Origin of the sequence: Pseudocitrobacter corydidari (assembly GCF_021172065.1) — a bacterium.
GTDB classification, from domain to species: Bacteria; Pseudomonadota; Gammaproteobacteria; order Enterobacterales; family Enterobacteriaceae; genus Pseudocitrobacter; species Pseudocitrobacter corydidari.
The window spans coordinates 4,570,386-4,582,696 of the sequence record NZ_CP087880.1 but is presented as its reverse complement, the minus strand read 5'-3'; the positions used below and the strand labels follow the sequence as shown (position 1 = coordinate 4,582,696).

The 12,311-nt window shown below is 52.3% G+C and carries 12 protein-coding genes; 5 read left to right on the top strand and 7 right to left on the bottom strand.

Translation table 11 applies throughout. From position 1 onward, the window contains the following. Positions 1 to 22: 22 nt before the first annotated feature. The 6 genes from G163CM_RS21430 to nudF form a co-directional block, all read right to left on the bottom strand. Complete coding sequence (locus G163CM_RS21430) at positions 23 to 1,000, bottom strand: TRAP transporter substrate-binding protein (RefSeq protein ID WP_231826213.1); 978 nt, start codon at positions 998 to 1,000, stop codon at positions 23 to 25. Between the two features lie 257 nt (positions 1,001 to 1,257). After that, positions 1,258 to 3,153: a DNA topoisomerase IV subunit B gene (parE, locus tag G163CM_RS21425; protein WP_231826212.1), complete on the bottom strand. Its 1,896-nt coding sequence runs from the start codon at positions 3,151 to 3,153 to the stop codon at positions 1,258 to 1,260. 27 nt (positions 3,154 to 3,180) lie between these two features. Further along, a complete protein-coding gene (yqiA, locus tag G163CM_RS21420) occupies positions 3,181 to 3,756 on the bottom strand; it encodes an esterase YqiA (protein ID WP_015962974.1) in 576 nt (191 codons plus the stop codon). Next, positions 3,756 to 4,583, bottom strand: coding sequence for a 3',5'-cyclic-AMP phosphodiesterase (gene cpdA / locus G163CM_RS21415; RefSeq protein ID WP_231826211.1), 828 nt, complete (start codon positions 4,581 to 4,583; stop codon positions 3,756 to 3,758). Before cpdA ends, yqiA begins: the two co-directional genes overlap by 1 nt. Before the next feature lie 25 nt (positions 4,584 to 4,608). Further along, entirely contained in the window at positions 4,609 to 5,028 is a 420-nt protein-coding gene (locus tag G163CM_RS21410) for a DUF1249 family protein (protein WP_015962972.1), read from the bottom strand. After that, positions 5,025 to 5,657 (bottom strand): ADP-ribose diphosphatase, encoded by a 633-nt coding sequence (gene nudF, locus G163CM_RS21405; protein ID WP_015962971.1) that lies wholly within the window; start codon positions 5,655 to 5,657, stop codon positions 5,025 to 5,027. Before nudF ends, G163CM_RS21410 begins: the two co-directional genes overlap by 4 nt. Before the next feature lie 200 nt (positions 5,658 to 5,857). Here nudF and tolC point away from each other — a divergent pair, with 200 nt between their 5' ends. The 3 genes from tolC (at position 5,858) to G163CM_RS21390 (ending at position 9,293) form a co-directional block, all read left to right on the top strand. Next, positions 5,858 to 7,285 (top strand): outer membrane channel protein TolC, encoded by a 1,428-nt coding sequence (tolC, locus tag G163CM_RS21400; protein WP_231826210.1) that lies wholly within the window; start codon positions 5,858 to 5,860, stop codon positions 7,283 to 7,285. A gap of 170 nt (positions 7,286 to 7,455) precedes the next feature. Beyond that, positions 7,456 to 8,127: a DUF1190 family protein gene (locus G163CM_RS21395; RefSeq protein ID WP_231826209.1), complete on the top strand. Its 672-nt coding sequence runs from the start codon at positions 7,456 to 7,458 to the stop codon at positions 8,125 to 8,127. 5 nt (positions 8,128 to 8,132) lie between these two features. Further along, the gene (locus tag G163CM_RS21390; protein ID WP_231826208.1) at positions 8,133 to 9,293 is read left to right on the top strand and encodes a glutathionylspermidine synthase family protein; all 1,161 of its coding nucleotides are present in this window, start codon (positions 8,133 to 8,135) and stop codon (positions 9,291 to 9,293) included. A gap of 22 nt (positions 9,294 to 9,315) precedes the next feature. Here the strand turns inward: G163CM_RS21390 and G163CM_RS21385 are convergent, their stop codons facing one another. Further along, positions 9,316 to 9,471 (bottom strand): hypothetical protein, encoded by a 156-nt coding sequence (locus tag G163CM_RS21385; protein WP_231826207.1) that lies wholly within the window; start codon positions 9,469 to 9,471, stop codon positions 9,316 to 9,318. Positions 9,472 to 9,828: 357 nt separating this feature from the next. Between G163CM_RS21385 and G163CM_RS21380 the strand changes: the two genes are divergently transcribed. Together G163CM_RS21380 and G163CM_RS21375 are read left to right on the top strand one after the other, a co-directional pair. Then, on the top strand, positions 9,829 to 11,625 hold the full coding sequence (locus tag G163CM_RS21380; protein WP_231826206.1) for an aryl-sulfate sulfotransferase: 1,797 nt from the start codon (positions 9,829 to 9,831) through the stop codon (positions 11,623 to 11,625). Between the two features lie 12 nt (positions 11,626 to 11,637). Then, on the top strand, positions 11,638 to 12,306 hold the full coding sequence (locus tag G163CM_RS21375; RefSeq protein WP_231826205.1) for a thiol:disulfide interchange protein DsbA/DsbL: 669 nt from the start codon (positions 11,638 to 11,640) through the stop codon (positions 12,304 to 12,306). The last annotated feature ends 5 nt before the right edge of the window (positions 12,307 to 12,311 follow it).

The following is a 12,311-nucleotide window of genomic DNA, read 5'->3' as shown; positions in this document are numbered from 1 at the left end:
TCCGGCCCGGCACATCGTATTCTTATTTTGTTTCCTGGATTTGCTGCATCAACACACTAAATTGTTTGCCATATTTTTCACGGACTGGCGCAGTGGCGTCGATAAAGGGTTTTTTATCCACCTTAATAAACTCCACGCCCTGGCCTTGTAATTTCTTAGTTGATTTTTCAACATACTGCGCCCACAGAACGCGTTCTTCCGCCTGCGCTTCTTTCGCCAGTTTTAAAATCAGCGCCTGATCTTCAGCAGAGAGTTTGTTCCATTTTTTCTTTGAGAACGTAAACACTTCCGGAATCATAAAGTGCTCGGTCATATCGAAATATTTGGTTCCGGCCACCACATAGTTTTCGGTATCAAACGTCGGTTCATTGTTTTCCGCCGCATCAATAACGCCGGTTTGCAGGCTGGCAAAAACGTCGCCGACCGGAATGACAACCGGGTTTGCGCCCATCGCTTTAAAGGAGTCCAGGCCGATGGGGTTGTTTTGCAGACGGATTTTCACACCTTTCAGATCGTCGAGATTGTTCACCGGTTTTTTGGTGATCAGGCTACGTGAGCCCGCGTCCATCCAGCCGAGGAACACCAGACCCAGGTTACTGTCAGTGACTTTCTGCCCCAGTTGCTCGCCTACCTGGCCATCCAGCACATGATGAAGATGATCGAGGTCGCGGAAAACAAACGGCATATTAAAGACGCTCACTTCCGGCAAAATACCGCCCACGGGTGCCATTGATACACGCAGAATATCAATCGCCCCTGCGCGCGCTTTTTCAATGGTGGCGCCCTCATCGCCCATTTGCCCGTTAGGGAACATTTTAATCGCTAAACGCCCGTCCGTTTGCGCGCTCAGTTTTTCGCCCATATGAATCACCGCCGCCGTGGTGGGGTAATCAGCAGGGTGAACATCAGACGCGATAAAGACGGTTTTTGCCAAAGCCATAGAAGATGCAACCAGAAGGGATAAGGCTAATAATCCGGTGGTGAGTTTTTTATTTCCCATTGTGTGCTCCATGCGTTGTCTTTAATTAACAGATATATTCACAAAAATTATTTATTCATACATCACGCTCACACGTACTATGCAAAAACGCGGAAAGCCAATCCGTGACAGTACGCAATAAAAAAAAGAAAATAGCTTTTCAGAAAAATAAAAAGCACGTATTGTTATTAGTGTTATAAATATTAATTGTTGAATGTATTTTTGAAGAAAATAAAAAAGGAGAGCTTCCGCTCTCCTTTTTTGTTATTAATAACGAATCAGGCCTCAATATCTGCCATATCGCCTTTTTCCTGCAGCCAGTTACGGCGGTCTTCCGAACGCTTCTTGGCCAGCAGCATATCCATTACCGCATTGGTTTGCTGTTCATCTTCATCATCAATAATCAGCTGTACCAGGCGGCGCGTGTTCGGATCGAGCGTGGTTTCACGCAGCTGCATCGGGTTCATTTCACCCAGCCCTTTAAAGCGCTGAACGTTCGGTTTGCCTTTCTTGCGCTTCAGCTGTTCCAGCACGCCCGCTTTCTCTTCTTCGGTCAGGGCGTAATAAACTTCTTTGCCGAGATCGATACGATACAGCGGCGGCAGCGCCACGTAAACGTGGCCCTGTTTAACCACTGAGCGGAAGTGTTTCACAAACAGCGCGCACAGCAGCGTGGCGATGTGCAGACCATCGGAGTCCGCATCCGCGAGGATACAGATCTTGCCGTAGCGCAGCTGGCTGAGATCGTCGCTGTCCGGATCGATACCGATCGCCACGGAAATGTCGTGCACTTCCTGCGAGGCCAGCACTTCATCGGAGGAGACTTCCCAGGTGTTAAGGATCTTCCCTTTCAGCGGCATGATCGCCTGATATTCACGATCGCGCGCCTGCTTGGCGGAACCGCCTGCGGAGTCACCTTCCACGAGGAAAAGTTCGGTACGGTTGAGATCCTGCGCGGTGCAGTCCGCCAGTTTGCCGGGCAGCGCCGGGCCACTGGTCAGTTTTTTACGCACCACTTTTTTCGCCGCGCGCATACGGCGCTGAGCGCTGGAAATCGCCATCTCGGCCAGCATTTCTGCGGCCTGAACGTTCTGGTTCAGCCACAGGGAAAACGCATCTTTCACCACGCCGGAAACAAATGCCGCGCACTGACGCGAAGAGAGGCGTTCTTTGGTCTGGCCGGCAAACTGCGGATCCTGCATTTTCACCGACAGCACATACGCGCAGCGTTCCCAGATATCCTCCGCCGTCAGCTTCACGCCGCGCGGCAGGATATTGCGGTATTCGCAGAATTCGCGCATCGCGTCGAGCAGGCCCTGACGCAGACCGTTAACGTGCGTACCGCCCTGCATGGTCGGGATCAGGTTAACGTAGCTTTCGGTCAGCAGTTCACCGCCTTCCGGCAGCCACAGCAGCGCCCAGTCAACCGCTTCCGTTTCACCAGAAAACGTCCCGACGAACGGCTGTTCTGGCAGCGTCGGCAGGCCGTTCACCGCTTCTTTCAGGTAATCCGTCAGGCCGTCTTCATAACGCCAGCTCTGCTCGGTGTTATTCACTTTGTCTTTAAAGACGATTTCCACGCCAGGGCAAAGTACCGCTTTCGCTTTCAACACGTGGTTGAGACGAGAGACGGAGAAGCGCGGGCTGTCGAAGAAGCTTTCATCTGGCCAGAAGTGAACGCTGGTGCCGGTATTGCGTTTGCCGCAGGTGCCGGTCACGTGCAGATCTTCCACTTTATCGCCATTTTCAAAGGCGATGCTGTAGACCTGACCATCGCGACGGACGTTCACTTCCACGCGTTTGGACAAGGCGTTAACCACCGAAATCCCCACGCCGTGCAGGCCACCGGAGAACTGGTAGTTTTTGTTAGAGAATTTACCACCCGCATGCAGGCGGCACAGAATCAGCTCGACCGCCGGTACACCCTCTTCCGGGTGAATGTCGACCGGCATGCCGCGCCCGTCGTCAATAACTTCCAGCGACTGGTCAGCATGAAGAATGACTTCGACACGTTTTGCGTGGCCCGCCAGCGCTTCATCGACGCTGTTATCGATCACTTCCTGACCAAGATGGTTAGGGCGTGTAGTATCCGTGTACATTCCCGGACGGCGGCGAACCGGCTCAAGCCCGGTGAGTACCTCAATGGCATCAGCGTTATAAGAAGATTGTGTCATGATCTGTTCGTAGGTAATGGGAGCGGCTTAATGCAGCCCCAGAAAGTCGATAATCTGTGTGAAGTGATCTTCAAAGCCCACAAATGCGTGATTACCGCCCTCCTCTACCGTTTGGCGGCAGGAGGCGAAATAGTCAACGGCCTGGCGGTAATCAAGCACTTCATCGCCCGTTTGCTGCAACAACCAGATGAGATCCGGCGCTTCCAGCGGGTCAATCCGCATCACTTTGAGATCGTAAATATGGCGAGACTCTAGCACATAATGCTCACCGGTGTAGGGATTCTCGTTCGGACCGAGGAAGTTCGTCAGCAGTTCATACGGGCGTATCGCCGGGTTCACCACCACGGCAGGCAGCATGAAACACTGTGACAGCCAGGTAGCGTAATAGCCACCCAGCGAGGAGCCGACGACACCCAGCGGTTCGCCACCATGCTTTAGCACCAGCGCTTCCAGCATCTCTGCGGCTTCAGCGGGATAGGACGGCAGCTGCGGAATCACCATGGTGATATCCGGGTAGTGCTCCGCCAGCCACGTTTTCAGCGCCGTCGCTTTGGCAGACCAGGGAGAGCTGTTAAACCCGTGCAGATAGAGAAGCGTAGCCATCAGTATCCTTCTGACGCGGTATCCGGGTGAAACTCCGACCCGGCAAGGCGGCAAACTTCGGTGGTTAGCGATCCATCAGCATGCAGCTCCAGCCAGCGCCAGCCCGGAGAAACGGTATCCAGCGTAAAGTTGGCGCAATGCGGCTTAAACTGCACACAGGTGGACGGTGTCGCCATCATCCGGCGGCCGTTCCAGTCGAGGTCAAGTTCCTGATGGATATGTCCGCACAGCAGGTGCTTCACCTTCGGGAAATTTACCAGCACGTTATCCAGCGACGCGGCGTTGCGCAGGCTGTGCTGATCGAGCCAGCTACATCCCGCAGGCAATGGATGATGGTGCAACAGCAGCAGCGTATAACGTTCCGGCGCCTCCGCCAGCCGTTTTTCCAGCCACTCCAGTTGAAAGTCGCTCAGTTCGCCGTGAGGCACGCCAAAGACCTGACTGTCGAGCAGCAGGATTTGCCAGTGCTCGCCCACCATTACGCGCTTAGCCGGGGAGATCCCAGCGTCCTGGAGCGTGCTGTACATGGCGGGTTGAAAGTCATGGTTGCCCGGCAGCCAAACGCAGGGCGCAGAAAACCGCGCGATGCCTTCAGCGAAATGCTGATAGGCCGCGGAAGTGTGATCCTGCGCCAAGTCGCCGGTTGCGACAACCAGATCGACTTCACGCTGCGAAGCGTTAATCGCTTCGAGCACGGCGTGATAACTGTCCCAGGTATTCACGCCCAACAGCGTTTCACTCTTTTTAGCGAACAGGTGAGTATCAGTAATTTGCAGTAACCTGACACTGGCCCCACCAGCCAGAGGAAGGTTTAACAGGCTTTCCAAATGGTGTCCTTAGGTTTCACGATGCTTAAACCGGAATCGCCATCGCTCCATATGCTAAACAGTAACGTAACCAGTCAGCCAGAAACTGGTTAATTTGATGCTTTTCGTCGCGTTGATGCAACTTTTTATTAGGATAATCATAACGTGCTTTAAAGCGAAAAATCTGCTGACTCGAACACACTTCAGCCACCATGGCATCATGATACAGGCGTACCGTCATTGACGGCAGGCTCCAGTAACTGACCTTCGGGTGCGTCTGCTCTATCTCAACCAGCGTGGTGTAACGCGTCGATTCGACGATCGTTAACCGATATTGCGCATTCGCCACCTGATAGTTCACTGCGTCGCCGGGCGTATCAGTGCGCGGCAGTAATCGGCGTAGCTGCGCGAAATTGGTTTCGCACAGCCGCATCATTTCAGGGAAGTCAGGTGTATAGCGCTTCATTTTAACCACTCTTGTCGTAAGTCTTGATAATGCAACTGCAGCCATTGCAAAGCGATGACCGTCGCCGCGTTGTCGATTTTTCCCTCTTCTACCCACTGATAAGCTTGTTCCCGACTTACCACATGAACCCGAATATCTTCGTTTTCTTCTGCCAGGCCATGAATGCCTTTGGCCGTCGTTGCGTCCACTTCGCCCGCTAATATAGAGAGGCGCTCACTGGTTCCCCCTGGGCTTGCCAGGTAACTCAGCATTTTTTTCGTGCGCCCGACGATTAAGCCCGCCTCTTCCACCGCTTCCCGGCGCGCCACATCTTCGATGGTTTCGCCTTCTTCGATCATACCGGCCACCATCTCCAGCAACCACGGGCTTTCGCTGGTGTCGAATGCGGCGATGCGGATCTGTTCAATCAGCACAACTTCATCCCGCACAGGGTCAAAGGGTAGCAAGACTGCGGCGTGACCGCGCTCAAAAATTTCGCGTTTTACCTCGCCACTCATTTCTCCGTTGAATAAACGATGACGAAAACGATACAAATCAAGCGAAAAAAAACCGCTGTACAGCGTTTCCCGTGCAATAATTTCTACATCGTTTTTCGAGAACGTAACCACTGAATCATTCGTCTTAGTCATGATTGGTTCCAATTGCATTTGTGCTGAAATTGTGGATTTCGGGTCAGTTTGGCTACCGTTTAGCTGACTGTATGCTAGATTGATGCAAATTAACGCCGCATGGCACATTACGCCAACTTTTTAAACTGGCAGACTCTGATACAATCGGCGAATATTTTTCTGAATTAGATCAGCGCTAAGCTTCACAACAAGGAATGCAAATGAAGAAATTGCTCCCCATCCTTATTGGCCTGAGCCTTACGGGTTTCAGCGCAATGAGCCAGGCAGAGAACCTGCTGCAAGTGTATCAGCAGGCGCGTTTAAGCAACCCTGACCTGCGGAAATCCGCAGCAGATCGCGATGCTGCCTTTGAAAAGATCAACGAAGCGCGTAGCCCACTGTTACCACAGCTTGGCCTGGGTGCTGATTATACCTATAACAACGGCTATCGTGACAACAACGGCGTCAACTCTAACGTCAGCAGCGCGTCGTTACAGTTAACGCAAACGTTGTTTGATATGTCGAAATGGCGTGCCCTGACGCTGCAAGAAAAAAGCGCGGGTATTCAGGACGTCACTTATCAGACTGACCAGCAGCAGCTTATTCTGAACACGGCGACGGCCTACTTTAACGTGCTGAGCGCGATTGATGCGCTTTCCTATACTGAAGCGCAGAAACAAGCTATCTACCGTCAGTTGGATCAAACCACTCAGCGCTTTAACGTCGGTCTGGTTGCTATCACCGACGTTCAGAACGCCCGTTCACAGTACGATACCGTGCTGGCGAATGAAGTGACCGCGCGTAACAATCTTGATAACGCCGTTGAAGCGCTGCGTCAGGTCACCGGTAACTACTATCCGGAACTCTCTTCGCTGAATGTTGACAGCTTCTCTACCGACAAGCCGAAAGCGGTCAATGCGCTGCTGAAGGAAGCGGAAAGCCGCAACCTGTCGCTGTTACAGGCACGCCTGAGCCAGGACCTGGCCCGCGAGCAGATTCGTCAGGCACAGGACGGCCACCTGCCGACCCTGGACCTGAACGCGTCTACCAGCGTGTCCAACACCAAATATAACGGCAGCCAGACCAGTGGGCCAAATAGCGGTAGCTATGCTGACCGCGACATCGGCCAGAACTCTATCGGCCTGAGCTTCAACCTGCCAATTTACAGCGGCGGTTCAGTGACCTCTCAGGTTAAACAAGCGCAGTACAACTTTGTTGGCGCAAGCGAGCAACTGGAAAGCGCGCACCGTACAGTAGTGCAGACCGTGCGTTCCTCCTTCAACAACGTCAATGCCTCTATCAGCAGCATCAACGCCTATAAACAAGCCGTTGTCTCTGCACAGAGTTCATTAGACGCGATGGAAGCCGGTTACTCAGTGGGTACCCGTACCATCGTTGACGTGTTGGATGCAACCACCACGCTGTATAACGCCAAGCAGCAGCTCTCCAGCGCGCGTTATAACTACCTGATTAACCAGCTTAATATCAAATCTGCGCTCGGTACCCTGAACGAACAGGATCTGCAGGCGCTGAACAGCACGCTGGGTAAACCGGTTTCAACGACGCCTGAGTCTGTTGCCCCGGAAAATCCAAAGCAGGATGCTTCCGCAGACGGCTATAACGGCGCGACCACTACCGCGAATCGTTAAGCCCGACGACGTATAAAAACGCCACGCCCAACACGCGTGGCGTTTTACATTGCGCAGAACGTAAGGCAACGTAAAGATCCCCCTGTTTCTTCCCCTTCTCGCTTCATTTTCAACCAGTCATCCACTATCCTGAGCGCTAATGCTCTACCATTGGGTCCAGGAAGATAACGATGAAACGGACAAATAATATTAAGCATGCCGCTTTTCGCAAAAGCTGGAGTGCACGCCATTTAACACCGGTTGCTTTCGCTGTCACCGCCGTCTTTATGCTGGCGGGCTGTGAGCAAAGTGACGAAACGGTCACCCTCTATCAAAACGCGGACGACTGCTCGGCAGCCAACCCGGGGAAAGGTGCGGAATGTACCACCGCCTTTAATAATGCACAGAAAGAAGCGGAACGTACTGCACCGAAATATGCCACGCGTGAAGATTGCGTCGCGGAATTTGGTGAAGGCCAGTGTCAGCAAACGCCTGCTCAGGCAGGTGTCGCGCCAGAAAACCAGGCTCAGGCGCAAAGCAGCGGCAGCTTCTGGATGCCGTTGATGGCCGGTTACATGATGGGTCGTATGATGAGCGGCGGCGCGGGCTTCCAGCAGCAGCCAGTGTTCACATCCAAAAACCCGTCCAGCCCGGCATACGGTAAATACACCGACGCCAGCGGCAAAAACTACGGCGCCGCGCAGCCAGGACGCACCATGACGGTACCGAAAACCGCGATGGCGCCAAAACCGGCGACCACCAACACGGTCACCCGTGGCGGCTTCGGTGAGTCTGTCGCGAAACAGTCGACAATGCAGCGTAGCAGCGCGTCCGGCACCTCTTCTCGCTCAATGGGCGGCTAAGTCAGATGGAAAGAATCAGTATTACCGAGCGCCCGGACTGGCGCGAAAAAGCCACCGAATATGGCTTTAACTTCCACACCATGTACGGCGAGCCGTACTGGAGCGAAGAAGCGTATTACAAGTTGACCCTGGCCCAGGTTGAAAAACTGGAAGAGGTCACCGCAGAACTGCACCAGATGTGTTTAAAAGTGGTGGAGCGCGTAGTCGCCAGCGATGAGCTGATGACCAAATTCCGCATTCCGAAACACACCTGGGGCTTTGTGCGTCAGTCGTGGCTGACGCATCAGCCTTCGCTCTATTCACGCATGGACCTTGCATGGGATGGCGTGGGCGAGCCGAAGCTGCTCGAGAACAACGCCGATACCCCAACCTCGCTGTACGAAGCGGCGTTCTTCCAGTGGATCTGGCTGGAAGATCAGCTGAATGCCGGTAACCTGCCGGAAGGCAGCGATCAGTTCAACAGCCTGCAAGAAAAGATCATCGAGCGCTTCACCGAGCTGCGTGAACAGCATGGTTTTCAGCTGCTGCACCTGACCTGCTGTCGCGATACCGTGGAAGATCGTGGAACCGTGCAATATCTGCAGGACTGCGCGGCAGAAGCGGAAGTGGCAACCGAATTCCTGTACATCGACGATATTGGCCTGGGTGAAAAAGGTCAGTTTACCGATCTCCAGGATCAGGTTATCGGCAACCTCTTCAAGCTCTATCCGTGGGAATACATGCTGCGCGAGATATTCTCAACCAAGCTTGAAGACGCTGGCGTGCGCTGGCTGGAACCGGCATGGAAGAGCATTATTTCCAACAAAGCGCTGCTGCCGCTGCTGTGGGAGATGTTCCCGGATCACCCAAATCTGCTGCCCGCTTATTTTGCCGAAGACGATCATCCGCAGATGGACAAATATGTGGTGAAACCGATCTTCTCCCGCGAAGGCGCCAATATTTCGATCATTGAGAACGGCAAAACGCTGGAACAGGTTGAAGGGCCTTACGGTGAAGAAGGCATGATCGTGCAGCAGTTCCATCCGCTGCCGAAGTTTGGCGACAGCTATACGCTGATTGGCAGCTGGCTTATCAACGATCAACCGGCCGGAATTGGCATTCGCGAAGATCGCGCGCTGATTACCCAGGATCTTTCCCGTTTCTACCCGCATGTTTTTGTCGAGTAAGTCCGGATTCAGATACCGCTTCTTATTGGGGCGGTATTTTCTCTTCGCGCCAACGGCGAATCATCTCCAGCAACGCCTCTCTTTCCTGCCGACAGGCGCGGCGCTCACGCCTGACATGGTAAATAGAAAATCCTGCAAGTACAGCGACCAGGGCTATCCAGTACCACGCGATATACATTCTTTCATCCTTAAAAGTTAAATTTAATTCACATTCAATATTTTTATTTCACATAAACATATTTTCATTTGTTTTTTCATTAAGGTTATTCTGTTATTTATCATAGAAATAAATAACAGAATACCATGATGAAAGATATACATTCTGCTATTTAAAACAATGCAACCAGGATCACACTCTATAACAATAGCGGTTGTGGTTGATATATCACAACCCTACTATCTCAATCATTAAATTCGCTCCATGCATTTACCAAAAATATATTTAAAAATAAAAGATAGATTTAAACCTCATTCAGAAAGAACGATGTTTGTTTTCTCATAAATAACCCACGGGAATATATAAGGAAATATCGTTATGTTTAATCAATATCGAAAAACGTTCCTCGCGGGCGCCGTTGCGCTTACCTTTGGTTTATCTACCGCCAGCGCGCTGGCCGCAGGTTTTCAGCCGGCGCCACCGGCGGGTCATCTGGGTGCCGTGGTGGTTGATCCCTACGGACACGCGCCTTTAACCGCGTTGGTTGAACTCGATAGTCACACCATATCCGATGTGAAAGTCACCGTTCATGGTAAAGGCGAGAAAGGCGTGCCTATCAGCTATAGCGTAGGCGAGGAGTCGCTGAAGAACTACGACGGTATTCCTATTTTTGGGCTGTATCAGAAGTTTGCCAACAAAGTCACCGTGGAATGGAAAGAAAATGGCAAGCCGATGAAAGACGACTACGTGGTGCAGACTTCCGCTATCGTTAACCACTATATGGATAACCGCTCTATCTCTGACCTGCAACAACCGAAAGTCGTTAAAGTCGCCAAAGGCTTTGAAGATCGCCTCTACATGGTGAACACCCACACCTTTACCGCCCAGGGCTCCGACCTGCACTGGCATGGCGAAAAATCAAAAGACGCCGGTATTCTCGACGCGGGCCCGGCAACTGGCGCGCTGGCTTTTGATATTGCGCCATTTACCTTTGTGGTGGATACCGAAGGTGAATATCGCTGGTGGCTGGATCAGGAAACCTTCTACGATGGGCATGACCGCAACATCAACAAGCGCGGCTACCTGATGGGTATTCGCGAAACGCCACGTGGAACCTACACGGCCGTGCAGGGCCAGCACTGGTATGAATTCGATATGATGGGCCAGGTGCTGGAAGATCACAAACTGCCGCGTGGGTTCGTCGATGCCACCCATGAATCCATCGAAACGTCGAAAGGCACCGTGCTGCTGCGTGTCGGTAAACACAGCTATCGCCGCGATGACGGCGTACACGTCAACACCATCCGCGACCATATTCTGGAAGTGGATAAATCAGGCCGCGTGGTCGATGTCTGGGACCTGAACAAAATCCTCGATCCGATGCGTGACTCGCTACTGGGCGCGCTCGACGCTGGTGCCGTTTGTGTGAACGTCGACCTTGCGCACGCAGGCCAGCAGGCGAAGCTCGAACCCGATACACCGTTTGGCGATGCGCTGGGCGTAGGGCCGGGACGCAACTGGGCGCACGTTAACTCAATTGCTTATGACGCCAAAGACGACTCCATTATTATTTCTTCACGCCACCAGGGCGTGTTTAAAATTGGCCGTGATAAGCAGGTGAAATGGATCCTTGCGCCGTCCAAAGGCTGGAATAAACAGCTGGCAAGCAAACTGCTGAAACCGGTTGATGATAAAGGCAAACCGATTAGCTGTGATGAAAACGGCAACTGCCAGAACAGTGATTTCGACTTCACCTACACCCAACATACCGCGTGGCTCTCCAGCAAAGGCACACTCACCGTCTTTGATAACGGCGATGGTCGTCATCTCGAACAACCCGCCCTGCCAACGATGAAATATTCCCGTTTCGTGGAATATAAAATCGACGAGAAAAAAGGCACCGTCCAGCAGGTTTGGGAATACGGTAAAGATCGCGGCTACGACTTCTACAGCCCGATTACGTCTGTCATCGAATATGAAAAAGACCGCAACACGATGTTTGGCTTCAGCGGCTCCATTCATTTATTCGATGTTGGTCAACCGACCATTGGTAAGCTCAATGAAATTGACTACAAAACCAAAGAAGTGAAAGTCGAAATCGACGTTCTGTCGGATAAACCGAATCAGACCCACTACCGTGCAATGCTGGTTCATCCGCAGCAGATGTTTAAATAAGAAGGAATGGCTATGTCTACGAAATGGATTAAATCATTATTTACCGGCGTGGTACTCACTGCCGCGCTGGCGACATCTTTTGCCGCATCGGCTTTCACTGAAGGCACAGACTACATGGTGCTGGAGAAACCGATTCCCAACGCCGATAAAACGCTGATTAAAGTCTTCAGCTACGCCTGCCCGTTCTGCTACAAGTACGACAAAGCCGTGACCGGCCCGGTGTCGGAAAAAGTGAAAGATCTGGTGGCCTTCACCCCGTTCCATCTGGAAACCAAAGGCGAATATGGCAAGCAGGCCAGCGAAGTCTTTGCAGTGTTAATTGCCAAAGATAAAGCCGCAGGCATTTCACTGTTTGATGCCAACTCGCAGTTCAAAAAAGCGAAGTTCGCCTACTACGCGGCGTATCACGACAAAAAAGAGCGCTGGTCTGACGGTAAAGACCCAGCCGCCTTTATCAAAACCGGCCTGGATGCCGCAGGTATGAGCCAGGCTGATTTTGAAGCCGCGCTGAAAGAGCCTGCCGTTCAGGAAACGCTGGAAAAATGGAAAGCAGCCTACGATGTGGCCAAAATCCAGGGCGTTCCGGCCTATGTCGTTAATGGTAAATATCTGATCTACACCAAGAATATTAAATCCATCGACGCTATGGCAGACCTGATTCGCGAACTGGCGAGCAAATAATACAG

Bases quoted from the DNA above. Each gene is read 5' to 3' on its own strand.
- G163CM_RS21390 (WP_231826208.1), top strand. From the start codon at position 8,133: ATGGAAAGAATCAGTATTACCGAGCGCCCGGACTGGCGCGAAAAAGCC.
- G163CM_RS21375 (WP_231826205.1), top strand. From the start codon at position 11,638: ATGTCTACGAAATGGATTAAATCATTATTTACCGGCGTGGTACTCACT.
- G163CM_RS21430 (WP_231826213.1), bottom strand. From the start codon at position 1,000: ATGGGAAATAAAAAACTCACCACCGGATTATTAGCCTTATCCCTTCTG.
- G163CM_RS21410 (WP_015962972.1), bottom strand. From the start codon at position 5,028: ATGAAGCGCTATACACCTGACTTCCCTGAAATGATGCGGCTGTGCGAA.
- parE (WP_231826212.1), bottom strand. From the start codon at position 3,153: ATGACACAATCTTCTTATAACGCTGATGCCATTGAGGTACTCACCGGG.
- tolC (WP_231826210.1), top strand. From the start codon at position 5,858: ATGAAGAAATTGCTCCCCATCCTTATTGGCCTGAGCCTTACGGGTTTC.
- nudF (WP_015962971.1), bottom strand. From the start codon at position 5,657: ATGACTAAGACGAATGATTCAGTGGTTACGTTCTCGAAAAACGATGTA.
- yqiA (WP_015962974.1), bottom strand. From the start codon at position 3,756: ATGGCTACGCTTCTCTATCTGCACGGGTTTAACAGCTCTCCCTGGTCT.
- G163CM_RS21395 (WP_231826209.1), top strand. From the start codon at position 7,456: ATGAAACGGACAAATAATATTAAGCATGCCGCTTTTCGCAAAAGCTGG.
- G163CM_RS21385 (WP_231826207.1), bottom strand. From the start codon at position 9,471: ATGTATATCGCGTGGTACTGGATAGCCCTGGTCGCTGTACTTGCAGGA.
- G163CM_RS21380 (WP_231826206.1), top strand. From the start codon at position 9,829: ATGTTTAATCAATATCGAAAAACGTTCCTCGCGGGCGCCGTTGCGCTT.